The organism is Variovorax sp. MPBD4-3, assembly GCF_058809745.1.
This window is the reverse complement of sequence record NZ_JBXASW010000012.1, coordinates 1-24402: the sequence shown is the minus strand read 5'-3', so window position 1 is coordinate 24402 and position 24402 is coordinate 1. Positions and strand designations below refer to the sequence as shown.

At 68.4% G+C, this 24402-nt stretch carries 20 protein-coding genes; 11 read left to right on the top strand and 9 right to left on the bottom strand.

All coding sequences use genetic code 11. The annotated features are described in order from the left end of the window. Positions 1-63 precede the first annotated feature (63 nt). The 6 genes from AC1RVW_RS09755 (at position 64) to AC1RVW_RS09730 (ending at position 6156) form a co-directional block, all read left to right on the top strand. Positions 64-750, top strand: a complete 687-nt coding sequence (locus tag AC1RVW_RS09755) for an alpha/beta hydrolase family protein (RefSeq protein WP_493199570.1) — start codon at positions 64-66, stop codon at positions 748-750. 131 nt (positions 751-881) lie between these two features. Continuing rightward, a complete protein-coding gene (locus AC1RVW_RS09750) occupies positions 882-1385 on the top strand; it encodes a ferritin-like domain-containing protein (RefSeq protein WP_081267450.1) in 504 nt (167 codons plus the stop codon). Between the two features lie 185 nt (positions 1386-1570). Beyond that, complete coding sequence (gene xylF, locus AC1RVW_RS09745; RefSeq protein ID WP_493199567.1) at positions 1571-2593, top strand: D-xylose ABC transporter substrate-binding protein; 1023 nt, start codon at positions 1571-1573, stop codon at positions 2591-2593. 109 nt (positions 2594-2702) lie between these two features. Beyond that, a complete protein-coding gene (locus AC1RVW_RS09740) occupies positions 2703-3893 on the top strand; it encodes a sugar ABC transporter permease (RefSeq protein WP_106936488.1) in 1191 nt (396 codons plus the stop codon). A 303-nt stretch (positions 3894-4196) separates the two neighbouring features. Next, complete coding sequence (locus tag AC1RVW_RS09735; RefSeq protein WP_493199565.1) at positions 4197-4991, top strand: ATP-binding cassette domain-containing protein; 795 nt, start codon at positions 4197-4199, stop codon at positions 4989-4991. Position 4992: 1 nt separating this feature from the next. Further along, positions 4993-6156, top strand: a complete 1164-nt coding sequence (locus AC1RVW_RS09730; RefSeq protein WP_493199563.1) for an ROK family transcriptional regulator — start codon at positions 4993-4995, stop codon at positions 6154-6156. A 4-nt stretch (positions 6157-6160) separates the two neighbouring features. On the opposite strand, the gene AC1RVW_RS09725 is transcribed toward AC1RVW_RS09730, so the two are convergent. Beyond that, on the bottom strand, positions 6161-7441 hold the full coding sequence (locus AC1RVW_RS09725; RefSeq protein WP_493199561.1) for a helix-turn-helix domain-containing protein: 1281 nt from the start codon (positions 7439-7441) through the stop codon (positions 6161-6163). Between the two features lie 133 nt (positions 7442-7574). On the opposite strand from AC1RVW_RS09725, the gene AC1RVW_RS09720 reads away from it, so the two are divergent. Beyond that, positions 7575-9689 (top strand): PQQ-dependent dehydrogenase, methanol/ethanol family, encoded by a 2115-nt coding sequence (locus AC1RVW_RS09720; RefSeq protein ID WP_106936492.1) that lies wholly within the window; start codon positions 7575-7577, stop codon positions 9687-9689. Between the two features lie 14 nt (positions 9690-9703). Here AC1RVW_RS09720 and AC1RVW_RS09715 read toward each other — a convergent pair whose 3' ends face one another. After that, a complete protein-coding gene (locus AC1RVW_RS09715; protein WP_106936493.1) occupies positions 9704-10684 on the bottom strand; it encodes a helix-turn-helix transcriptional regulator in 981 nt (326 codons plus the stop codon). A gap of 193 nt (positions 10685-10877) precedes the next feature. Between AC1RVW_RS09715 and AC1RVW_RS09710 the strand changes: the two genes are divergently transcribed. Next, positions 10878-13022, top strand: coding sequence for a carboxypeptidase regulatory-like domain-containing protein (locus AC1RVW_RS09710; protein ID WP_493199558.1), 2145 nt, complete (start codon positions 10878-10880; stop codon positions 13020-13022). 89 nt (positions 13023-13111) lie between these two features. Here the strand turns inward: AC1RVW_RS09710 and AC1RVW_RS09705 are convergent, their stop codons facing one another. Then, positions 13112-14086 carry a tripartite tricarboxylate transporter substrate-binding protein gene (locus tag AC1RVW_RS09705; RefSeq protein ID WP_081267459.1) on the bottom strand — a complete coding sequence of 325 codons (975 nt, stop codon included), beginning with the start codon at positions 14084-14086 and terminating at the stop codon, positions 13112-13114. 253 nt (positions 14087-14339) lie between these two features. On the opposite strand from AC1RVW_RS09705, the gene AC1RVW_RS09700 reads away from it, so the two are divergent. Beyond that, positions 14340-14909, top strand: coding sequence for a type 1 glutamine amidotransferase domain-containing protein (locus AC1RVW_RS09700; protein WP_106936495.1), 570 nt, complete (start codon positions 14340-14342; stop codon positions 14907-14909). Here AC1RVW_RS09700 and AC1RVW_RS09695 read toward each other — a convergent pair. Then, positions 14854-16098, bottom strand: a complete 1245-nt coding sequence (locus AC1RVW_RS09695; protein WP_493199555.1) for a citrate synthase — start codon at positions 16096-16098, stop codon at positions 14854-14856. The genes AC1RVW_RS09700 and AC1RVW_RS09695 overlap by 56 nt on opposite strands. Before the next feature lie 82 nt (positions 16099-16180). Between AC1RVW_RS09695 and AC1RVW_RS09690 the strand changes: the two genes are divergently transcribed. Beyond that, the gene (locus AC1RVW_RS09690; protein ID WP_493199553.1) at positions 16181-17302 is read left to right on the top strand and encodes a citrate synthase/methylcitrate synthase; all 1122 of its coding nucleotides are present in this window, start codon (positions 16181-16183) and stop codon (positions 17300-17302) included. 90 nt (positions 17303-17392) lie between these two features. Next, positions 17393-18430, top strand: a complete 1038-nt coding sequence (locus tag AC1RVW_RS09685; protein ID WP_493199551.1) for a hypothetical protein — start codon at positions 17393-17395, stop codon at positions 18428-18430. On the opposite strand, the gene AC1RVW_RS09680 is transcribed toward AC1RVW_RS09685, so the two are convergent. The 5 genes from AC1RVW_RS09680 to AC1RVW_RS09660 all read right to left on the bottom strand — a co-directional run bounded on the left by AC1RVW_RS09680 (position 18421) and on the right by AC1RVW_RS09660 (position 24305). Beyond that, the gene (locus tag AC1RVW_RS09680) at positions 18421-19671 is read right to left on the bottom strand and encodes a phenylacetate--CoA ligase family protein (RefSeq protein WP_493199549.1); all 1251 of its coding nucleotides are present in this window, start codon (positions 19669-19671) and stop codon (positions 18421-18423) included. The genes AC1RVW_RS09685 and AC1RVW_RS09680 overlap by 10 nt on opposite strands. Before the next feature lie 331 nt (positions 19672-20002). Continuing rightward, entirely contained in the window at positions 20003-20815 is an 813-nt protein-coding gene (locus AC1RVW_RS09675; protein WP_081267464.1) for an ABC transporter ATP-binding protein, read from the bottom strand. 97 nt (positions 20816-20912) lie between these two features. Continuing rightward, positions 20913-22244 carry an ABC transporter substrate-binding protein gene (locus tag AC1RVW_RS09670; RefSeq protein WP_285414045.1) on the bottom strand — a complete coding sequence of 444 codons (1332 nt, stop codon included), beginning with the start codon at positions 22242-22244 and terminating at the stop codon, positions 20913-20915. A 63-nt stretch (positions 22245-22307) separates the two neighbouring features. Beyond that, positions 22308-23372 carry a branched-chain amino acid ABC transporter permease gene (locus tag AC1RVW_RS09665; RefSeq protein WP_081267466.1) on the bottom strand — a complete coding sequence of 355 codons (1065 nt, stop codon included), beginning with the start codon at positions 23370-23372 and terminating at the stop codon, positions 22308-22310. A 3-nt stretch (positions 23373-23375) separates the two neighbouring features. Then, complete coding sequence (locus AC1RVW_RS09660) at positions 23376-24305, bottom strand: branched-chain amino acid ABC transporter permease (protein ID WP_285414046.1); 930 nt, start codon at positions 24303-24305, stop codon at positions 23376-23378. Between the last annotated feature and the right edge of the window lie 97 nt (positions 24306-24402).

Genomic DNA, 24402 nt, shown 5'->3' with positions numbered 1-24402 from the left:
CGCGTGTCGGACGACGCCGAAGGTCCGTGCCGAACGACGGGCGCGCGGGGGCAAACTCGCGCGATGACCACCCCGCACAGACTTTCCATCAACGTGAGGCCCGGCACTGCGGTGTCGGCCCTTGCGATGTCGCCACCCTCGGCCGAGGCGTGCCTGGTGCTCGCGCACGGCGCCGGCGCGGGCATGGCGCATCCGTTCATGCAGGCCGTGGCCGACGGCCTTGCCGAGCGGCGCATCGCCACGCTGCGCTACCAGTTCCCCTATATGGAGCAGGGCAGCAAGCGCACGGACGCACCGCCGCTGGCGCATGCCACGGTGCGCGCGGCCGTGGCCTGCGCCTCGGCGCGCTTTGCGGGCGTGCGCCTCTTCGCGGGCGGCAAGTCGTTCGGCGGGCGCATGACGTCGCAGGCCCAGGCGCTGGAGCCGCTCGCGGCCGTCGAAGGGCTGGTCTTCCTGGGCTTTCCGCTGCACCCGTCGGGCGCGCCCGCGAAGGCGGCCGGGCGCGCGGCGCATCTGCGCGAGGTGGACGTGCCCATGCTCTTCGCGCACGGGCCGCGCGACACGCTGGCCGAGCCCGCGCCTTTCGACGACACCGTGCAGGCGCTGGGTCCGATCGCCACCGTGCTGGAGATCGAGGGCGCCGACCATTCCTTCCACGTGCTCAGGCGCACCGGCCGCACCGACGAGCAGGCGCTGGACGAAATGCTCGACGGCATCGCCGTGTGGATGCAGGCCTGGCGCATCGGCTGAAGCCGGGCGGCGCGGGTCGTCCTTCGCCTACGCCGTGTCGCCCGATGGGACGACGCCGCGGCATCGCGGATCTTTCAACGATGTGTGTTCGACAGACGGCAAACAGATCATCAATTGAAAGGATCACCGACATGGCATACACAGACGCATCCCTCGACACCCTCCAGGCAACCGGCCCCGCGCTCGCCAACGACGAAGTCGTGGACGTGCTCAACGACCTGCTCGAGAACTCGCGCGACGGCGAATACGGCTTCCGCGCCTGCGCCGACGAAGTGGAGAGCCCGGCGGCGAAGCAACTGTTCGCCAACCGCGCGGAAGAGTGCCGCAAGGCCGGCAGCGAACTGATGGCGCTCATCACGGCCTACGGCGGCAAGCCGGCCGATGGCGGCACCGCCAGCGGCGCGCTGCATCGTGGCTGGGTACACGTGAAGGGCTCGCTGGGCGCCAACAGCGAACTCTCGATCCTCGAATCGTGCGAGCGCGGCGAAGACACCGGTGTCGCGCGCTATCGCAAGGCCCTGAAGCAGAACCTGCCCGCCGACGTGCGCAGCGTGGTTGCTGCCCAGGCAGAAGGCGCCCAGCGCAACCACGACCAGATCCGCGACCTGCGCAACGCCGCGCGCGCCCGCGACTGATCGCCCACGCGCTCCAGCGCATGAAGGCCGGGCTTGCCCGGCCTTTTTTCATGGGCGCCCCGCGCTCCGGGAATTCCCGGATGCCCAGCACCTTGCCGCGATGGGATAGTTAGTTCGCCCTTCAAACTAACTAATTTCTTACACGGCTTATCCCTGTGGGGCGCACCAACTCAGGAGAGACATCGATGCAACTGAAACACACCCTGGCCGCCATGGCCTTCGGTCTCACGGCCGTGGGCGCGATGGCGCAGACCGTGGTCGGCGTGAGCTGGTCCAACTTCCAGGAAGAGCGCTGGAAGACCGACGAGGCTGCCATCAAGGCCGAACTCGAGAAGCTCGGCGCCAAGTACATCAGTGCCGATGCGGGCGGCTCTCCGGAGAAGCAGCTGGGCGACATCGAGGGCCTGATGTCGAAGGGCGCCAAGGCGCTCATCGTGCTGGCGATGGACAAGGACGCCATCCTGCCGGCGGTGACCAAGGCCACGCGCCAGAAGGTGCCCGTGGTGGCGTACGACCGGCTGATCGAGGCGCCGGGCGTCTTCTACATCACCTTCGACAACGTCGAGGTCGGCCGCATGGAAGCGCGCGAGGTGCTCAAGGTCAAGCCCAAGGGTAACTACGTGATCATTAAGGGCTCGCCGAGCGACCCGAACGCCGACTTCCTGCGCGCCGGCCAGCAGGAGGTGCTCGACGCCTCCATCAAGAAGGGCGACATCAAGATCGTCGGCGACGAATACACCGAAGGCTGGAAGCCCGAAGTCGCGCAGAAGAACATGGAGCAGATCCTCACCAAGAACGGCAACAAGGTCGACGCGGTGGTGGCGGCCAACGACGGTACGGCGGGCGGCGCGGTGGCGGCGCTCACGGCCAAGGGCCTGCGCGGCATTCCGGTGTCGGGCCAGGACGCCGACTTCGCGGCGCTCAACCGCATCGCGCTGGGCACCCAGACCGCGACCATCTTCAAGGACTCGCGCGAACTCGGCCGCGAAGCCGCCGCCGCGGCCATCGCGCTGTCGCAGGGCAAGCCGGTCGAAAAGGCCGGCACTTGGAACTCCGGTCCGAAGAAGGTCTCGCTGCAATCGCGCCTGCTGACTCCGGTGCCCGTGACACGCGACAACCTCGACGTCGTGGTCAAGGCCGGCTGGATCAAGAAGGACGAGCTCTGCAAGGGCGTGACGGGCGCCAGCGCGCCCGCGGCCTGCAAGTAGGCAAGCAAGCCAGCACGGATCACCCGCGCAACGCGCCATCGGCCGGCCGTCCACGGGCCCGGCCGGAGGTGGGCGCGCTCCTGTCTTTGTCCCGAAGGGGGTCTGAAAAATGAGCAATCCAACACCGGGCTGGTGGCGCCGCACGGGCATCGACCTGCGCCTCGTGCTGATGTGCGTGCTGCTGGTCGTGATGGCGGTGGTGTTCAGCGTCATGTCGGGCGGCGTGTTCCTGTCGCCCGAGAACCTTTACAACGTCGCGCAGCAGACGGCGGTGGTCGGCATCGTGTCGACCGTCATGGTGCTGATCATCGTGGCGCGCCACATCGACCTGTCGGTCGGCTCGGTGATGGGCTTCGTCGGCGTGCTCATCGCGTACCTGCAATACACCTCGGGCTGGTCGTGGCCCACGGCCTGCCTGGCGGGCCTGGCCGTGGCGCTGCTGGTGTCCATCTACCAGGGCTGGCTCACGGCGATGCTGGGCGTGCCTTCGTTCGTGGTCACGCTCGGCGGGCTGATGTCGTTCCGCGGCGCGGCCTTCCTGGTGGCCGACGGCAAGACGCAGCCGGTGAACGACGAATTCTTCCAGCGCCTGGGCGGCGGCTACGACGGCGGCATCGGCGTCACCGCGAGCTGGGTGATCGCCGGGCTGGTGGCGGTGGTGCTGTTCGCGCGCATGTTCCAGAAGCGCGCGGCGCGCGCGCGCCACGAGATGCCCAACGAGCCGCTGTGGCTGGAGCTGCTGCTCACCGCAGTGCCGGCGGCGGTGGTGATCGGGTTCGCGGCGGTCATGAACCACTACAAGATCGATTCGAAGGACGCGCCCCAGGGCATTCCGATTCCGGTGCTGATCTGGGCGGTGGTGGCCATCGTGCTGTCGTTCATCGTGCACCGCACCCGCTTCGGCCGCTACGTGTTCGCGATGGGCGGCAACCCCGACGCGGCGGCGCTGGTGGGCATTCCGGTCAAGCGCGTCACGCTGATGCTGTTCGCGCTGCTGGCGGTGCTGGTCACCATCGCGGCCATCGTGTCGATCGCGCGGCTCAACGCGGGCACCAATTCGCTGGGCACGGGCATGGAGCTGTACGTGATCGCGGCGGCCGTCATCGGCGGCACGGCGCTGGCGGGCGGCAGCGGCTCGATCTTCGGCTCGGTGCTGGGCGCGCTCATCATGCAGTCGCTCGACAGCGGCATGCTGCTGCTCGACGTGCCCATCGGCAAGCGCATGGTCATCATCGGGCAGGTGCTGATCGTGGCCGTGGTGTTCGACGTTCTCTACCGGCGCAAGTTTGGGGAGAACTAGGGATGAACTTGCATTGCTGTTCAGGACGCGCTCACGCCGACGGGGTACCTTGCTCCGCGAATGTCCCCCGGCCTTCGGCCTCCTCCTTTATTTCGCTGCGCAAGGCACCCCGCCAGCGTGATCGATGGACGCAGCGCTCGCGCGGCCGGCATTGCGGCAGTGCCCATTGTGCGAATGGCGCCGGGTGCTCCCCGCAGCGAAATAAAGGAGGAGCCGAAGGCGGGGGACATTCGCGGAGGGGAGTACCCGGTGTCATTCGCACGCGCCCCGAACAAGAACGCCAAACCAAGGCAGAGCACTGAAATGGCAGACATCGACACCTCCAAACCCCTCGTCGAACTGCGCGAGATCCGCAAGTCCTTCGGCGGCGTCAAGGCCGTGGACGGCGTGAGCGTCAACCTCTACCCTGGCGAAGTGGTCGCGCTGCTCGGCCACAACGGCGCGGGCAAGTCCACGCTCATGAAAATGCTCGCCGGCGCCTACCCCATCGACTCCGGCGACACCCTGATAGCCGGCGAGAAAGTCAACATCCGCACGCCCGCCGAAGCGCAGGCGCAAGGCATCGAGACCATCTACCAGACCCTTGCATTGGCCGACAACCTCGACTCCGTGTCGAACCTGTTCCTCGGCCGCGAGAAGATGACGCGCTGGAACACCCTGGACGACCACTTCATGGAAGTGCAGGCGCGCAAGGTGTTCCACCGGCTCAACAAGAACTTCACCAACATCCGCGTGCCCGTGCGTCGTCTCTCCGGCGGACAGCGGCAGGTGGTGGCCATCTCTCGCGCGCTGTACTTCAATGCGCGCATCCTCATCATGGACGAGCCCTGCGCCGCGCTCGGCCCCGAGGAGACCGCGATGGTCGGCGGCCTCGTGAAGCGGCTCAAGGCCGACGGCGTGGGCATCTTCCTCATCACGCACGACATGCCCGACGTGTTCTCGCTGAGCGACCGCCTCGCCGTGATGAAGAACGGCAAGCTGGTCGGCACCTACCGCACCGCCGACGTCACCGAGGACGAAGTGCTCGGCATGATCATTGCCGGCAAGCGGCCCGAAGGCAAAGAGCAGGCCCATCACGCCCACACCGCGGCCGCCTGATGTGACCACCATCGGCGACCAGCAGCTCGTGAAGCGCATGAACCGCAGCGTCCTGCTGCGGCTGCTGCGCGCGCGGCCCGGCCTCTCGCGCGCGCGGCTGGCCGGCGAGAGCGGCCTTACCAAGTCGACCGTGAGCCTGCTGGTGCGCGAGCTGATCGACGAGGGCTGGCTCAGCGAATCGGGCGCGGCCGTGGCCGACGGCCTGGGGCGGCCTTCGACGCCGCTGCGCATCAACGTGGGCGTGCGCGCGCTCATGGGCGTGGAGATCGCCGTGGAGACGGTGCGCCTCGTGTGCATGTCGCTGCAGGGCGAGGTGCTGTATTCGGACACCCGGGCTCTGGCCGACAGCGCGCCCGCCGGCGTCTGCGCGCAGGTCGCGCGCATGGCCTCGGTCGCGCATGCGCGGCTCGAGCAGCTCGGCCTGCGCCTGTCGAGCATCGGCGTGTGCATACCCGGCGCGGTGGACGACTGCACAGGCGTGGTCCGCTTCGCGCCCAACCTCGGCTGGCGCAACGTGAGCCTGCTGCCCGCGCTGGAGAAAGCCTTTGCCGCCGTGGGCCTGCCGCGCGTCACCGTGCAGCTGCAGAACGACGCCGATGCCGCCGTGCTGGGCGAATACGAGTTCGCGGCGATGGAAGGCCAGGAGGGCGAAGACCCGCTGATCTTCGTCAACTGCGACGTGGGCGTGGGTGCGGGCGTGGTGCTGAACGACCGGCTCTTCACCGGCGCGCAGGGCATGGCCGGAGAGATCGGCCACACCATCCTCGAGCTCGACGGGCCGCTTTGCTCATGCGGGCGGCGCGGCTGCGCCGAGGCTTTCTTCGGCTCGCGCGTGCTGCTGCGCGAGGGCCGCGACATGCAGCGCGCCGCCGCCTTCTTCGGCGTGATGCTGCAGAACCTGTGGGTCACCTTCAACCCGCGCGCGATCGTGCTGGGCGGCAAGGCCTGCACCGATCACCGCGACTTCGTGCAGGCGGCGTTCGAGAGCGTCCACCGGCACGCCGACCGCGCCGGCATGCCGGCACCCGAACTGCGCACCGCGCGCTACGACGCATTGGCACCGGCGGTGGGCGCCGCCGCGCTGGCGCTGCACGAATACCTGCGGCCGCTGCAGCCCGACGCGAAGGCGCGGCGCGCGCGCGCGCTGGCCCGCGCCGCCGTCTGAACGCTCAGTCGTCCGCGGCGGCCTGCGCGGCGTCGTCATGCCAGCCGCGCAGCCGCCGGTACAGCGTGCCGCGCGACACGCGCAACTGCCGCGCCGCCTGCGAGACGTTGCCGCCGTGCGCGGCGAGCGTGTCCTCGATCAGCTTGCGGCTGTGCTCGCGCAGCGTGCCGGCGGGCCACGCAGCCTCCGCGGTGTCGGTGCCCGCCTGGCCTTCGGTGGCGGTGGTTGCAATGGCCGGCACCGCGATGCGTTCCAGGGCCGCTGGCGCCGTCTCTCCGGGCATCGCCACGGCATGGCGGAAGTCCGCGCCGTTCGCGCCCTTCAGCTGCGCCTGCACCCACACGCCGAGCCCGCTCGCCAGGCGCAGCGGCTGCGCCGCCTCGCGCCGGCCGAGCCGCATCAGGCTCGCGAGGTCGTGCCCCAGCAGGCATTCGACATCGCGTTCGTCCGCCGCTTCGGGCAGCCGGCCCAGCAGCCGCGCGCCCGCGTTGTTGAGCCAGGCGATGGTGCCGTCCGGCGCGATGCCGGCCAGCGCCTCCAGCGGCGTGCCCAGCAGCGTGGGGCTCGCCTGGAAGCGCAGGATCAGGTGGTCGCGCGACTGCGCCTGCAGCAGCCGGTTCTCGATGGTGGTGGCGTAGAGCGCCACCATCGACGCCGCATCGAAGCCGAAGCGCCGCGCCTCCACCGTGAGGTCGAGCACGCCGGCCAGCCGGCCCGTGACGTCGCGGATCGGCGCGGCGGCGCATTGCATGTGGCACAGCACGTCGAAGTAATGCTCCGCGCCGTCCACCGTGCAGGCCTGCCCGGTGCTGGCCACGATGCCCGGCGCGGTGGTGCCCACCACGCGCTCCGAAATGTTCACGCCCACCCGCGCGGTCTTGCGCAGCACCGGCTGGTGCGCGGCGGCGGGCTGGTCGGTGACGTGCACCAGCACGCCGTCGCGGTCGGTCAGGATCACGCGGCAGTCGGTGCCCGCGAGCATGTTCTCCATCTGCGCGAGTTCCTGTCGTGCCACCTCCAGCAGCTCGCGGTTGCGCGCCAGCGTGGCGTGCAGCCGGCTCGGCGTGACCGCGTCGAAGGGCACGATGCGCTGGCGGTCGGTGTGCGTGCGGCTGCAGCGCAGCCACGACTGGATCACCGCCTCGCCCACCAGGCCCGAGGGCCGCACGCCTTCTTCGAAGAACTGCCGCCGCGCGAGCGCCACGCGCTGCGCCGGCGTGCTGGCAAAGAGCTGGCGCGGCGCATCCGCCGTGCCTAGCCTGCTGTCGAACTTGCCTTGGGACATGGGTTCGCCGCCTCCCTGTATTCGGGACCAGCAGCGAATGTGTTCCGCAATGGAACAGCGACGGATTGGGGAAATCCCGAAGGTGAACGCGAGGCCGGCGCGAACGATCCTTGCGGCACAAAGGAGACCTGCGATGAAAAGAACACACTCCGGGCTGCTCATGCTCGCCGGCGCGCTGCTGTGCCTGGGCGCATCGACGGCGGCCACGGCCCAGAACGCACAGGAGCGCGCAGCGGCCGCCACCGCGCGCGTCGACGGCAATTTCATACGCGCCAACGCGGCGCAGAAGAAAACCCCCGACTGGCCCAGCGTCGGCCTCGACTACTCGGAGTCGCGCTTCAGCAGGCTCGACCAGGTGAACACCGGCAACGTGAAGGACCTGGGGCTGGTCTGGTCGTACAACCTCGAGTCGACGCGCGGCGTGGAGGCCACGCCGCTGGTGGTGGACGGCATCATGTACGTCACCGCCTCGTGGAGCGTGGTGCACGCCATCGACACCCGCACCGGCCAGAAGCTGTGGACCTTCGATCCGCAGGTCGACAAGTCCAAGGGCTTCAAGGGTTGCTGCGACGTGGTGAACCGCGGCGTCGCCATCCATGAGGGCAAGGTCTACGTGGCCGCCTACGACGGGCGCCTGATCGCGCTCGACGCCGCCACCGGACAGAAGGTCTGGGAGAAGGACACGCTCGAAGGCCAGAAGGGCAGCTACACCATCACCGGCGCGCCGCGGGTTTTCAAGGGCAAGGTCATCATCGGCAACGGCGGCGCCGAGTACGGCGTGCGCGGCTTCGTCACCGCCTACGACGCGAAGACCGGCGACCAGAAGTGGCGCTGGTTCGTGGTGCCCGGCGACCCGAGCAAGCCCTTCGAAGACGCTTCCATGGCCAAGGCCGCGAAGACCTGGGACCCGAGCGGCAAGTACTGGGAAGCCGGCGGCGGCGGCACCGCGTGGGACAGCTTCGCCTTCGACCCCGAGCTCAACCTGATGTACGTGGGCACCGGCAACGGCTCGCCGTGGTCGCACAAGGCGCGCAGCCCCAAGGGCGGCGACAACCTCTACCTGGGCTCGGTGGTGGCGCTCGACCCCGACACCGGCAAGTACAAGTGGCACTACCAGGAGACGCCCGGCGACAACTGGGACTACACCTCCACCCAGTCGATGATCCTGGCCGACATGAAGCTGGACGGCAAGCCGCGCAAGGTGCTGCTGCATGCGCCGAAGAACGGCTTCTTCTTCGTCATCGACCGCACCAACGGCAAGTTCATCTCGGCGAAGAACTTCACCGAAGTGAACTGGGCCACCGGCTACGACAAGAACGGCCGCCCGATCGGCGTGGCCGCCGCGCGCGACGGCACCAAGCCCAACGACGCCATCCCCGGCCCCTTCGGCGCGCACAACTGGCACCCGATGTCGTTCAACCCGCAGACCGGCTTCGCCTACCTGCCGGCGCAGCATGTGCCGATCAACCTCATGGACGACAAGGACTGGAAGTTCAACGAGGACGTGCCGGGCCGCCCGCATGCGGGCCTGGGCTGGAACCTGGCCAAGTTCGCCAACGTGGAGCCGCCCAAGAGCAAGCCCTTCGGCCGCCTCGTGGCCTGGGACCCGGTGGCGCAGAAGGAAGCCTGGGGCGTGGACTATGTGTCGCCCTGGAACGGCGGCACGCTCACCACAGCCGGCAACCTGGTGTTCCAGGGCACGGCCGACGGCCGCCTGCTGGCCTACAACGCCAAGACCGGCGAGAAGCTCTGGGAAACGCCCACCGGCACCGGCGTGGTGGCGGCACCCTCCACCTACATGGTGGACGGCAAGCAATATGTGTCGGTGGCGGTGGGCTGGGGCGGCGTGTACGGCCTCGCGCAGCGTGCCACCGAGCGGCAGGGGCCGGGCACCGTCTACACCTTCGCGGTGGGCGGCACGGCCAAGATGCCGGACTTCGTGCAGTACCGCATGGACAAGCTGGTGCAGGGCGTCAAGTACGACCCCGCCAAGGTCCAGGCCGGCACCATGCTCTACGTGAGCAACTGCGTCTTCTGCCACGGCGTGCCGGGCGTCGACCGCGGCGGCAACATTCCCAACCTCGGCTACATGGACGCGGCCTACATCGAGAACCTCGACAAGTTCATCCTCAAGGGCCCGGCCATGTCGCGCGGCATGCCCGACTTCACGGGCAAGCTCTCGGGCGAGGAGATCGAGAGCATCAAGGCGTTCATCCAGGGGACGGCGGACGCGATCCGGCCCAAGTAGCGGGAAGGGAGGGCTCAGCCCGCGAGCCGCAGCTCCTGGATCAGCCCGGCCACGTTGCTCACCTCCAGCTTGTCGTAGATCGACTGGATGTGATTGCGCACCGTGGCCGGCGAGCGGCTCAGGATGGTGGCGATGTCCTTGTGCGTGTCGCCGCGCGCCAGCAGCTCGGCAATCGTGCGCTCGCGCGGCGAGAGGCTGTCCGCGCGGCAGCGGGTGCGGCTCTTCAGGAACAGCAGGCGCTGCTCGACGTGGTGCGTCACCACGATCCCGTGGCCGCCGTAGCGGGCGTGCCCTTCCAGGAAGTGCTTCAGCAGCGGCGCGGGCAGCGTGCGCCCGTGCCACGCGGGCCACTCCGCCTTCAGCGCGGCTTCGAAGAGACCGTCGGCGTGATACAGCACGCCGCGCAGGTCGCCGATGGCCGAGCCGCATGCCGGCGGCCCGCCGGGTTCCAGCCGGTCCAGGTGCACGATGCGGTTGAGCGCCAGCGCCTGCATCACGTGCGGCATCAGGCTGGCGAGCAGCTGGCGTTCGTCTTCGGTGCCCTGGGCGTCGGGGTCCGCCCGGAACAGGCTGACCCAGTGCACGAAGTTGGTCTGCCGGTTCACGTCGGAACTGATGAAGAAGTTGGCCTGCTCGAAACGCCGGCCGTAGTCGCGCAATTGCGACTGGTCCGGCCGGTGGAACCATGCGTCGGCGTTGAACGCGAGCGTCGAGGTCGGCCGCTTCCCCACTTCCACCGCCGCGGTGTCGAGGTGCTTGACCTCTTCATAAGCCGTGAGCATTTCCGCCGGCTGGTTGTGCAGGTGGATGGTGTGGATGTCGATGCCGCTGGAAGTGCTGGTGGCCGTGCCCCACATCGACGAGTCGAATGGCAGCACCGGCTTGATGAGGTCGAGCGCGGCGTCCTGGAATGCGTCTATCGGCAACTCGTGCGATAGCCGATAGAGCTGCAGCAGCAGCGTGCTGAAGTCTTGCAATGCGACCGGTTTTTTCATCTGGCCTTTTTTCCCTCGCTCCCGCGCAGCGCGCATCCCATGTTCTGGTGGTTTCCGTGGCCCGCTCGGAAGTTACCCCGTCGTGGCGTTTCAAGAATGGTGCATTTGCATCATTTGTTTCCACAAAAGTGAAAGCTATGGTTTGCGGAACCTCCGGTCAAGCGAGGTCCAACCCCTTGGAGAAGAACCAGACATGCCCGCATTCATCCAGAAAATTCCCGTTGCCCTGTCCGCTGTGACGCTCGCGCTTCTCGGCGCGTGCGGCGGCGGTGGAGGGGGCGGCGGCGGCATCGGCGGCTTGCCGGTTTCGCTCGGCGGCGGCCAGCAGCCCGCCGCCCCTGCCGCCGACACCACGGCCCCTGCCACCACGCTGAGCGGCACGGTCGCCACCGGTGCCGCCTTCGCGGACGCGGCGCTCACCGTGTTCGACCAGACCGGCGCCAAGGTCTGCGAAGTGAAAGTCTCGGCCGAAGGCACCTACAGCTGCACGCTGCCCGCCGGCACCAAGGCGCCGCTGGTGATCCAGGCCGTGCGCGACGACCTCACGCTCTACAGCACCACCGCCAGCACCGCCACCGGCACGACCAACGTGACGCCGCTGACCACCATCGTGGTGGCACAGCTCGCGCCCAACGGCGACCCGTCGAAGCTGGCCGCCGCCATCCAGGCCGACCCCGGCGCTGTGACCGCGGGGGCGATCACCGACCAGGTGAAGAAGCTCGTGTCCGCGCTGCAGCCGCTGCTGGATGCGCTCAACATGAGCATCGACCCGATGAGCGGAGAGTTCAAGGCCAACGGCACCGGGCAGGACCGCGTGCTGGACACGATCAACGTGTCGGTGCGCCCCGACGGCGCGGCCGCCAACATCGAGATCACCGTCAAGGCGCAGCCGGCCGGGGACGACAGCCCGCCGGTGTCCATCGTGTTCCGCAGCGGTGACGCCACCATCGCGCCGCTGCCGGCGGTCGACGCCGCCGCGCTCGTGCAGCCGCCCACGCCGGCCATGGTGCAGGAGCTGCTCGAGCGCATCAACGCCTGCTATGCGCTGCCGCTCGCGCAGCGCGTGGACAGCACCATCAACGGCGACGGCAACGCCTTCGGCACGGCGGCCAACGTGGTCGCGCCGGCCTGCCGCAGCCTGTTCGTGGACGACAACCCGGCGAGCTACGTCTCGGCCGGCGGCGCGACCATCGGCCGCGACAGCAGCGGCGCGCGCCGCCCGTTCGAGAGCCTGTTCCGCACCGGCCCCACCAACCTGAAGCACGACCGCGGCAACTTCGAATACTTCTATCCCAACGGCGACATCGCACTGACCTACCGCTGGACCGACGTCGTGGGCAACACCGACAACGACGTCTTCAACGCGAAGATCGTGGGCGGTGCGCTCAAGCTCACCGGCAGCAGCAACCCCTACCGCGCCTCCGTGCGGCCGCTGCTCGAGATGAAGGATTTCCTGAAGCATCCGAGCCTGCTGTACCGCGCGTCCGGATACACCCTGAACGTGGACAACGTGGTGGAGCAGGGCAGCTCGAAATTCTCGAAGGTGGTGGTGACCAGCAGCGTGCTGGGAGACCGCCAACTGGTGCTCGTGCCGCGTGCCGGCCTCAACACGCTGGTGCTCACCGCGGATGGCACGGCCACCGGCACGGCCATGAATTCCGCCATCTGGCGCATGGCGACCCGGTATGTCGAGCCGGCGCAGCAGCCCGAGCCGAAGACCTTCGAGAACGGCAACCTGTTCGCCTCGCCGCCGTACACGGACACCCAGCTGAGCGCAATCGCCGACCAGACGGTCTGGCGCATGGAGTTCTTCCACGCCGCCGGTGGCGACAACGTGGTGCAGTACGTGCGCACCTTCTCTCGCGCGCCGAGCATGGCGGAAGCAGCGCAAGTGCCGCTGGTGGAGATGACGCCCGCGCTGCGCGCCGAACTGTTCCAGGAAACTCAAGGCGTGGGTCGTGGCATCGTGTTCCCGGCCCCGGTTCCCTCGGATCCGGGCGCCAACAACATCGACTTCAGCGCCGAGGGCAACCTCGACGGCTGGCTCGTACCCGCCGGCGCGCTCGCCCCGACCACGTTCATCGTCAGCGGCCGCGGTCCCAACAACAACCGCTTCGCCGATTCGGTGACGCTGCGCAACACCGCGCGCAAGGCCGTCATCTATTGCCAGCCGGTGGCGAACTCATCCTCCGACAACCACTGCGCGCAGGTGGGGGCCAACGCCTACCAGTACGCGGAGGGCAGCTCGGTCAGCAGCTTCATCTTCACGGCGCGCAGCGCGCGCCAGGTCGACCAGCGCAAGAGCTTCGAAGTGTGGACGGTGACGCCGCAGCCCTGATCCTGCAGGTTGCCCGCGCAAGAGAAAAGCCGCCGGTCCCGAAGGGCCGGCGGCTTTTTCGTTGGCTATGGAAGGAAGCCGAAGGGCGATCAGTCGGCGTACACGCCGGCGGCCTTGATGATCGGGCCCCACTTGGCGATCTCGGCCGAGACGAACTTCTTGTGCTCGGCCGGCTCGGTGCGGCTGTCGGTGGTGATCACCGCGCCCAGCGCTTCTTCACGCTTGATGAAGCCCGGGTCCTTCATGGCGGCCTTGATGGCTTCGTTGAGCTTCTTCAGCACCGGCGCGGGCGTGCCCTTGGGGGCGTACACGCCGTGCCAGATCGTCACTTCGAAGCCCTTCAGGCCCGACTCGTCGAGCGTGGGCAGGTCTTTCAGCGCCGGGGTGGTCAGGCGCTTGGCCGTGGTCACCGCATAGGCCTTGACCTTCTTGGCCTCGATCTGCGACGTGGTGTTGGTGGTCTGGTCGCACAGCAGGTCGATCTGGCCGCCCAGCAGGTCGGCGATGGCCGGGGCCGTGCCCTTGTAGGGCACGGGCGTCATCTCGACCTTGATCGCGCTCTGGAACAGCAGGCCGCACAGGTGCGACGCGGCGCCCAGGCCGGCGTTGCCCAGGTTGATCTTGCCCTTGTTGGCGGCGATCCAGGTCGTCAGTTCCTTGTAGTTGTTGGCGGGCAGGCCGGGCTTGCCGATCAGCGTCATCGGCACTTCGTTGACCATGCCGAGGTACTCGAAGTCGGTCTCGACGTTGAAGGGCAGCTTGCGGTAGAGCGCCGGCATCGTCGACATGCCGATGTGGTTCAGCAGCAGCGTGTAGCCGTCGGGGTTGGCGCGCGCCACCTTGGCGGTGCCGATGGAACTGCCCGCGCCCGCGGTGTTGTCCACCACGATGGTGGTGCCGAGCGTCTTCTGCATGGCTTCGGCGAGGTCGCGCGCCACCCGGTCGGTCGGGCCGCCGGCCGCGAAAGGCACCACGAGCGTGACGGTCTTGTTCCCGGGGAAGTCCTGGGCGTGAACACCGGCTGCTGCGGCGGCAATCGCCGCGAGGGCGAACAGTTTCTTCATTTCGTCTCCGAGAGGGGTAAAAAGGCCGCGATCTTAAGGGCTGACTGCAAGCTGACCTATACCCAATAGCCCTTATGCGGGAAGCACGATCCGCCCCTTGCCGGTGCATGCCGGGCACGGGTGCGCGGCTGAAATCGGCCGCCCGTCGAACTGTCCGACAGGCGGAGCCGGCGCCGGACGATGCGGCTGCCGCACGCAGGCCCTAGGGTGAACCTTCATTGCCGGTTTTTTTCACCCCAAAGGAGATTCACACATGCCCATCACCTCTTCTTCCCTCGACGGAATGAAGGTCGCCATCCTCGTGTCGGACGGCTTCGAGCAGGTCGAGATGACCGAGCCGCGCAAGGCGCTCGACCATGCCGGCGCGCAGACCCTGATCGTCTCGCCGGTCGAAGGCCGCGTGCGCGGCTGGAACCACCACGACCCCGCCGACAGCTTCGAGGTCGACGTACCGCTGCAGAGCGCGAAGCCCGAAGACTTCGATGCCCTGCTGCTGCCCGGCGGCGTGGTCAACCCCGACACCCTGCGCATCGACGAGAAGGCGGTCGCGTTCGTGCGCGCCTTCGTGGAGGCGGGCAAGCCCATCGCGGCCATCTGCCACGGGCCCTGGACGCTGATCGACGCGGGCGGCGTGAAGGGCCGCAAGATGACCTCGTGGCCGTCGCTGCAGGCTGACCTGAAGAACGCGGGCGCCAGCTGGAGCGACAAGGAAGTGGTGGTCGACCAGAGCCTCGTCACCAGCCGCAAGCCCGACGATCTGCCGGCTTTCAACCGCGAGATGACGAAGGCATTCGAGATCGCGCACGAGGCGTCGATTCACTGAGCTCCTGCGTGGCCGCATCGGCCGTGGGGCCGGTGTAGCGCGCACGCGGGCGGATCAGCTGGCCGCTGCCCTGCTGCTCCAGCACGTGCGCCGTCCAGCCGACGGTGCGCGAAAGCGCGAACAGCATGAGCGGCGCGCCCGGCGGCAGCTTGTGTACCGCCGCCAGCGCTGCGAGCGCGAAGTCGACGTTCACCGCGTCGCCGAGCAGCTTCTCACCGACATCGCGCAGCTCGCGGAATGCCGGCGGCAGTTCGATGTTGGCCAGCAGCGCGCGGCAGCGTGCATCGCCATCCGGATAGAGCGGATGCCCGAAGGCCGCCAGCGGCCGGTCGTGCGCGAGCCACTCGCGCACCGCCGCTTCGGTGCCGATGGCCGCCGCGCTGCGCATCAGCGCCTGTACCGCCGCGGAGGCGCCGCCATGCAGCGGGCCCGTCAGGGTCGAGAGTCCGGTGAGCAGGCAAGCCGCCATCGACGCGCCGGTCGACGCCGTCACGCGTGCCGCGAAGGTGGACGCATTGAGCTCGTGGTCGGCCAGCAGCACCAGCACGCGGCGCAGATCGTCGGCGGCGCGCGGGCGGCGCCATGCCGAGGCCATCCGCATGTGCAGCGGCACGGCGCGTGCGGGTGCGGGTGCGGTGCCCAGCAATGCATCGGCCAGCGCGCCGATCGCTTCCGCAGCCTCGGCCTGCAGCACGTTGCGTGACCGGCCCCGCGCGGGCAGGTCGGTGGCGGCGCGCGCCGCCAGCGCGAGCAGGCCGGCCTGGAGCGGTGACGAATTGCCTTGCGAGGCCACCGGCACCGCGGAAGCCGGAAAGTGCGGCGGCGCGCTTTCCCAGAGCAGCCCCGCCACTTCCTCGAGCGTGGCGTGCTCCGACAGCGCGCAGGCGTCGTGCCCCCGGTACAGCAGCCGGCCTTCGGCCACCGTGGACACAGCCGAAGCCAGCACCGGTTCGCCCCACTGGATGGCTTCGCTCGCCACCGCCTCGCTGCTGCGGCGGCCCCGTGCGCGCGCGGCGATGCGTTGCACGTCGTCGCGGTGGTAGAGGCTGCGGCGCGGGTCGGCGGCATCGGGCTTGGCGCGGATGCGGCCGCGGCTCACGCTGGCGTAGAGCGTCTGCGGGCGCACCTGCATCAGTTCGAGGGCTTCGGCGGCCGGCAGCCACAGCGGCGCGGTTCTCTTCGTCGTCATGTTGACAGAATAGATCAAGATTGACGTCAATATCCATCGGGCCAGAATCAATGTCATCGTGACAACCCAGGAGTAAAGAGCGATGAACAACGACGATGGCAGCCTCGAAGGCGTGGTGGCCGCGCATACCGTGCTGTCCGAGGTGGACGGCGAGGCCGGCCGGCTCGTGATCCGCGGCCATGCGCTGGACGAGATCGCGCAGCGCTGGCGCTATGAAGACGTGGTGGGCCTGCTGTTCGAAGGCTTCTTCGACACGCTGCCCGCCGCCGAAGGCCTGCGCACCGCCATTGGCCGCGCGCGCCGCGAAGCCTTCGAGCGCCTGCAGCCCAACGACGACGCCGTGCTGCGCCGGCTGCCGCCCATCGAGGCGGTGCGCGCGCTGCTGGCACGGCTGCCGGACGGCGACGACCTGCCGACCGCGCTGCGCCTGGTGGCCGCGCCCGCCGTGTACACCGCCGCGGTGATCCGCTGGCGCCTGGGCGTGCAGGCGCTCGCACCCGACGAGGCGCTGCCGCACGCCGCCGACATGTTGCGCATGCTGCATGGCCGTGCGCCCACGCCGGCGCAGAGCGCCGCGCTCGACACCTACCTCGTCACCGTGTGCGACCACGGCCTCAACGCCTCGACCTTCGCGGCGCGCGTGGTCGCATCCACCGGCGCCGGCCTGGCCTCCGCCGTGATCGCGGGCATCAGCGCGCTCAAGGGGCCGCTGCACGGTGGCGCGCCCGGCCCGGTGCTCGATGCGCTCGACGCCATCGGCAGCGCCGGCAACGCCCGCGCATGGCTGGAGCAGGCCGTGGCCGAGGGGCAGCGGCTGATGGGCTTCGGCCATCGCATCTACCGCGTGCGCGATCCGCGCGCCGATGCGCTCAAGGGCGCGCTCGGGCGGCTCGGCAAGGAGGGCAGCGTCAATGCCGCGCGCTTCGCGCTGGCCGAGGCGGCGGAGCAGGCCGCGCTGGCCATCCTGCGCGAAAAGAAGCCGGGCCGCGCGCTGGAGACCAACGTGGAGTTCTACACCGCGCTGCTGCTGGAGGCGCTGGGCTTCGGCCGCGAGAGCTTCACCTGCGTGTTCGCGGCCGGCCGCGTGGGTGGCTGGGTGGCGCATGCGCGCGAGCAGGTGAAGAAGGGGCGGCTGATCCGTCCGCAGTCGGTCTACGTGGGGCCCGAGCCCGAGGAGGCGGGCGAAGCCGCACTCGCGCACTGAGCCTACAGGGCGCGGGCGCTGTCATCCGATACGCTCGCTTTGTTCCTCGCATGCCACGGCATGCGCAATGCAAAGCGAAAGTATTCCCCCATGACGGCGACCTCCCTCCATCCCCCGACGCACGAGTCCGCACGGCGACTGCCGCGCGACCTCGCGCTCGTCACCGTGGCCATCGATGCCGTCATGGTGCTCGTCAACCTGGCTGTGCAGCTCGCCCCCGATACGCCCGAGGGCGCGCAGATGCGCGGTACCTACGCGCTGCCGGGCGTGTGGATCCCGATGGTGTGCAGCATCGGCATGGCGTGGGTGCTGGCGGCGGCGCTGGCCTGGAGCCACGGGCGCAATGCGCTGGAGAAGCGCGGCGTCGACAGCGTCTCGCGGCTCGCGCGGCCGCGCCTGCGCTATGCCGCCGCGTACCTGGTGGTGCTGCTGCTCAACTTCTATGCGCTGAGCCCGCTGCTGTACGAGGTGCAGTTGCTCTTCATGCCCGGCGGCCGCCTGCACGAGGCTGTCGAGCCGGCTTCCATTCGCACGGTGATGGCGGTGTTCGTGTTCCTGCAGTCCATCGCGCAGTTGATCGTGCTCGTGCTGGGCGTGTGGGCCGCGGCGTGGGTCGCGCTGCGCGCCGGGCGTGCCGCGCAGCTTGAGCCCGCCGCCGAAGCGCCGGGCAGTGTGGAAGACCTGGACGGTGCGTCGCCACGCCGCGCGGTGGCGCTGGTGGGCGCCGCGATGTTCGCGGCGCTGCAGATGTGGGGCGGCGTGGCCATGAGCCGCTGGAGCTCTATGGGGCGCGGCGTGGACGGCCCCGAGCTGCTCTTCGCCTGGATGGTGCCGCCGCTGGTGGTCTTCGCGCTCGCGTTCTGGGGCGGCTGGCTCGGCGCCGCGCCGGGGCTCGCCAGGGCGCGGCCGTTCAGGGCCGTGGCCGCTTCGGTGCTGGCCTTCGTGCTGGTGCAGGTGAGCTGCATCGTCATCGCCATCGCGTGGCTGTACATCGCGTCGAGCACCTCCGGACTCAACGGCCTCGGAGGGCTCATCGGCTTCGTGCTGGCGTTCGCGCTGGTCTATGCGATACACGTGGTGATGCTCATGCGCGCCGCCACGCGCTGGCTGTACCGCCGCTACTTGTAGCTGCGCGCGTCCTCGATCACCTTGCCGTCGTTGGGCAGTTCGCCCGCGCCCACCACCACGACTTCGCCGCGCAGCTTGGTCACTTCGCGTATCGCGTCGCCCACGCGCGCCTGCAGCCCCTGGGGCACGACGCCGTCGCATTCGAGCTGCAGCGTCATGCGGTCGTCGCCCATCTCGCCGGACACCACCAGCCGCGCGCGCCGCGCCTCGGGAAAGCGCCGCAGTATCTCGGCCACCTGCGAGGGATGCACGAACATGCCGCGCACCTTGGTGGTCTGGTCGGCCCGGCCGAGCCACCCCTTGATGCGCTTGTTGGTGCGGCCCGTGGGGCAGGTGCCCGCGAGCACCGCCGACAGGTCGCCGGTGCCGAAGCGCACCAGCGGATAGTCGGGGTTGAAGGTGGTGACGACGATCTCGCCGACTTCGCCGTCGGGCACCGGGTCGCCGGTGCCGGGCCGCACGATCTCGACCAGCACGCCCTCGTCGATCACCAGCCCTTCGCGCGCGCTGGTCTCGTAGGCGATGAGGCCCAGGTCGGCCGTGGCGTAGCACTGCGTGCCCTTCACGCCATGCGCGGCGATCCAGTCGTGCAGGCTCGGCGGAAAGGCTTCGCCGGAGACGAGTGCCTTGGTGAGCGAGGGCAGCTTCAGTCCTTTCTCTTCGGCCTTCTCCAGCAATATCTTCAGGAAGCTGGGCGTGCCCGCGTAGCCTTCGGGCTTGAGGTCGGCCATGGCTTCGAGCTGCTGTTCGGTCTGTCCGGTGCCGCCCGCGAAGACGCTGCAGCCCAATGCGTGCGCGCCGCTTTCCATGATGGAACCGGCGGGCGTCATGTGATAGCTGAAGCTGTTGTGGATCAGCTCGCCGCCGCGAAAGCCCGCCGCATGCAATGCACGAGCGGTGCGCCAGTAGTCGCGCGCTTCGCCCTCGGGTTCGTAGATGGTGCCGGGGCTCGCGAACACGCGGGGCATGCGCGGGCCGCGTGCGATCGATGAGAACCCGCCGAAGGGGTCGTCGGCGCGGCGGGCTTTCTGCAGTTCGAGCAGTTCCGATTTGCGGGTGACGGGCAGTCTGGCGAGTGCTTCGCGCGTGGTGATGTCGGCGGGCTTGACGCCGTCGAGGATTTTCGCGAACGCGGGTGCGGCGCTCTGGGCTTGCGCGATCTGCCTGGGCAAGGCGGCCAGCAGGTCGCGTTCGCGTTCGGCGGGGTCACGGATTTCTAGCTTGTCGTAGTGGTCGGTCATGTCCGTACCCTTCAATCTGTTCAGTTCAGTTCTTTACCGAGCGGTGTTTGTTCGGGACGTGTGCACAGGCCATCGGGTACTCCCCTCCGCGAATGTCCCCCGGGGCTGCGCCCCTCCTCCTTTATTTCGCTGCGGGGAGCACCCGACGCCCTGTGCACAGGGCACCCTGTTGGTTTGCGGCCGATCAACCAGTGCTCTGAACGATCAGGCCGATGGGGTGCCTTGCGCAGCGAAATAAAGGAGGAGGCCGCAGGCCGGGGGACATTCGCGGAGCAAGGTACCCCGTCGGCCTGATCGCGCCCCGAACAGCGAAGCACAACACGAAGAAGCCTCAAGCCAGCCACCTCTTGCGCCGCTTGTAGCTCTTCACGTCCCGGAAACTCTTGCGGTCCGCGCCGCCTACGCCAAGGTAGAACTCCTTCACGTCCTCGTTCTCGCGCAGGCTCTTCGCCTCGCCGTCCATCACGATGCGTCCGTTCTCCAGGATGTAGCCGTAGTCGGCATAGCGCAGCGCCATGTTGGTGTTCTGCTCGGCCAGCAGGAAAGTCACGCGCTCCTTGGTGTTGAGGTCTTTCACGATCTCGAACACCTCCTCCACGATCTGCGGGGCGAGACCCATCGAGGGTTCGTCGAGCAGCACCATCGTCGGGTTGGCCATCAACGCACGGCCGATGGCGCACATCTGCTGCTCGCCGCCCGATGTGTAGGCCGCCTGCGAAGTGCGCCGCGTCTTCAGCCGCGGGAAATACGCGTACACCTTCTCCAGCGTCTGCTGCACCGCGGCCTTTCCGTCGGTGCGCGTGTAGGCGCCGGTCATCAGGTTCTCCTCGATCGTCAGGTGCGCGAAGCAATGACGGCCTTCCATCACCTGGATCAGCCCGCGCTTGACCAGCTCCGCAGGCGACAGCGCCTCGATGCGCTCGCCGCGCAGCTCGATGGTGCCCTTGGTGACCGCGCCGCGTTCGCCCGCGAGCAGGTTGCTCACCGCGCGCAGCGTGGTCGTCTTGCCCGCGCCGTTGCCGCCGAGCAGCGCCACGATGCCGCCGTCGGGCACCGTGAGCGAGACGCCCTTGAGCACCAGGATCACGTGGTTGTAGATGACCTCGATGCCGTTGACGTTGAGGAGGATGTTGGGTTCGCTCATGGTGTGGTCCGAAGCATTCGACAACGGCGCGGCAAAAGGCGTCGCGCTGTCGAATGGCGGGTCTTGCGAGCCCCCCCCCACGGAACTCAGCGGTGCATCAGGACTGGCAGTCGGCTGCCTCGCGGCGCGTCAGCTTCTTCTCCGTTGCGTACTTGTCGGCCGCTGCCTTGGCCATCGGCTTGATGATCTGGTCGTCGGCCTGGTACCAGTCGGGCGCGATGTTCCACTTGGCGCCGTCCCAGGTTTCCATGCGCGCCCAGGTCGAGCCGATGTGGTCCTGGCACGAGGTGCTCACCGGGCGCATCACGCCCGCGAAGCCCAGCGCATCGAGCTTCTTCTGGTCGAGCGCCAGGTTCTCCAGGCCCCAGCGCACCTGCTCGCCGGTCATGACCTTGCCCTTGCCGAAGCGCTCCTGCGCGCGCCGCACCGCCTCGACGCCGAGCATCGAGATGATCGCGCCGCGCGTGTAGAGCACCGAGCCCACTTCTTCCTTCGGACCCGTGCCCTGGCCCTTGTCGTGCACCTGCTTGATGATGTCCTGGATCACCTTGTTGTCGGGACCGGAGCCGTTCAGCGCCAGCGCGTTGTAGCCCTTGGCGTTGGCGCCCACGTCCTTCACGTCGGGCTCGGCGCCGGCCCACCACACGCCGTACATCTTCTCGCGCGGGTAGCCGGTGGCCACGGCCTCTTTCAGCGCGGTGGAGTTCATCACGCCCCAGCCCCACAGCAGCACGAAGTCGGGGCGCTGCTGGCGCACCTGCAGCCAGGCCGACTTCTGCTCCACGCCCGGCGCCGTCACCGGAATCAGCGACAGGTCGAAGCCGTGCATCTTCGCGCGCTCCTGCAGCAGCGGAATCGGTTCCTTGCCGAAGGGCGAGTCGTGGTACACGAGGGCGATCTTCTTGCCCTTGAGCTTGTCCATGCCGCCTTCCTTCTTGCCCAGGTGCTGGATCAGGATGTCGGCCGCGGTCCAGTAGGAGCCCATCAGCGGGAAGTTCCACTTGAAGACGCCGCCGTCCTGCGAGGCCGCGAGGCCGTAGCCCAGCGTGACCAGCGGGATCTTGTCGGTGGGCACCTTGTCGGTCAGCGCGAAGGTGATGCCGGTGGCCTGCGGGTCGAACAACGCAACGCCGGGGCGGCCCTTCAGGCGTTCGTAGCATTCCACGCCCTTGTCGGTGGCGTAGCCCGTTTCGCATTCTTCAAAGGTGATCTTCACGCCGTTGATGCCGCCTTGCGCGTTCACCAGCTTCAGGTAGTCCTGCTTGCCGTTGGCCCAGGGCGTGCCGTTGGGCGCGTAGGGGCCGGTGCGGTACACCAGCAGCGGGAAGAACTGTTCCTTGGCCTGCGCCTGGGCGACCGATGGCGCGAGCATGGCGCCGAGGGTGCTGGCCACCAGGGCGGCGGTCAGAGCGAGCGATTTCAGTTTCATGCCTGTCTCCTTTTGTGGGCACCTCGGTGCCGGGCTTTTACGAACGGGAACTTTCGAAACGGATCAATGCGGGAAGGGCCACAGCCGCAGCTTCTCCTTGGCCGTGGACCACAGCCGGGCCAGCCCGTGCGGCTCGACGATCAGGAAGAACACGATCAGCGCGCCGAAGATCATGGTCTCCAGGTGCGAGGCCAGCGCGGTCGAAATCGAGAAGCCCAGCCACGCCGGCAGCTGGTTCAGGAACAGCGGCAGCAGCACGATGAACGCAGCGCCGAAGAAGCTGCCCATGATCGAGCCGAGCCCGCCGATGATCACCATGAACAGCAGCTGGAACGAGCGGTCGATGCTGAATGCCGCCGGCTCCCACGCCCCCAGGTGCACGAAGCCCCACAGCGCGCCCGCCACGCCGACGATGAAGCTGCTCACCGCAAAGGCCGTGAGCTTGGCGTACACAGGGCGGATGCCGATCACCGCGGCGGCCACGTCCATGTCGCGCATCGCCATCCATTCGCGGCCGATGGCGCTGCGCACCAGGTTCTTGGCCAGCAGCGCGAACACCACCACGAAGGCCAGGCAGAACAGATACTTCTGCACCGGCGATTCGATCGGCACGCCGAACACGTTGAGCCCCGCCACGCTCACAGAGCCCGACGAAGAATTGTTGGTGAACCACTGGATGCGCAGGAAGGCCCAGTCGGTGAAGAACTGCGCCGCCAGCGTGGCCACCGCAAGGTACAGGCCCTTGATGCGCAGGCTCGGAATGCCGAACAGCACGCCGATCACCGTGGCGCACAGGCCGCCCAGCAGCAGCGACGCGATGAGCGGCATGCCCTCGATGCGAACCTGGAAGTTGTAGGCCGCATAGGCGCCCACCGCCATGAAGGCGCCGGTGCCCAGCGAGATCTGGCCGCAGTAGCCCACCAGGATGTTCAGCCCCAGCGCCGCGAGCGAAAGAATCAGGAAGGGCGTGAGGATGGCGCGCATCCAGTAGTCGGACACGCCCAGCGGCACCACCACGAACGCCACGAGCAGCAGCACCAGGATCGCGATGCGGTCCTGCGCGATCGGGAAGATCTGCTGGTCGGCCCTGTAGCTCGACTTGAACTGGCCGTTTTCTCTGTAGAACATCGCTCAGACCCGATCGATGATCTTCTCGCCGAACAGCCCCTGGGGCCGGACGAGCAGGAAGACCAGTGCAAGAACATAGGCAAACCAGATCTCGATGCCGCCACCGAGCATGGGGCCGAGATAGATTTCGGACAGCTTCTCGCCCACCCCGATCAGCAGGCCGCCGATGATGGCGCCCGGTATCGAGGTGAGCCCGCCGAGGATCACCACCGGCAGCGCCTTCAGCGCCACCAGCGACAGCGAGAACTGCACGCCCAGCTTCGACCCCCAGATGATCCCGGCCACCAGCGCCGAGAAGCCGGCCACCGACCACACGATCACCCAGATGCGCTTGAGCGGAATGCCGATCGACTGCGCGGCCTGGTGGTCGTCGGCCACCGCGCGCAGGGCGCGGCCGGTGGCCGTCTTCTGGAAGAAGATGGCCAGCACCACCACCAGCCCGGCCGCCACCAGCGCGGCGATCAGGTCTTCCTGGCTCAGCAGCAGGCCGCCCTGGAAGGTGCCTTCGAGCACCATCAGCGGTTCCTTGGGCATGCCCACGTCGATCTTGTAGATGTCGTTGCCGAACAGCGTCTGGCCCATGCCGTCGAGGAAGTAGGCGATGCCCAGCGTGGCCATCAGCAGCGTGATGCCTTCCTGGTTCACCAGCTTGCTGAGCGCGAGCCGCTCGATCAGCCAGGCGACCACCACCATCACGGCCATGGCCGCGACGAAGGCCAGGATGTTCGCGAGGATCTGGCTCTGGAAGCCGAACCACTGCGGGAACCACTCGGAGAAGCGCGCCATGGCCAGCGCGGCGAACAGCACCATCGCGCCCTGCGCGAAGTTGAAGACGCCGGAGGCCTTGTAGATCAGCACGAAGCCGATGGCGATCAGCGAATAGAGCATGCCGACCATGAGGCCGCCGAAAAGGGTTTCGAGGAAAAAGCCCATGTCAGTGTCTTTCTTGTTTTTCTCCCTCCCCTTTCGGGGGAGGGTTGGGGTGGGGGCAGGCGGCGTATCTGTCGGGCGCTCCGCGTGGCCCCCGCCC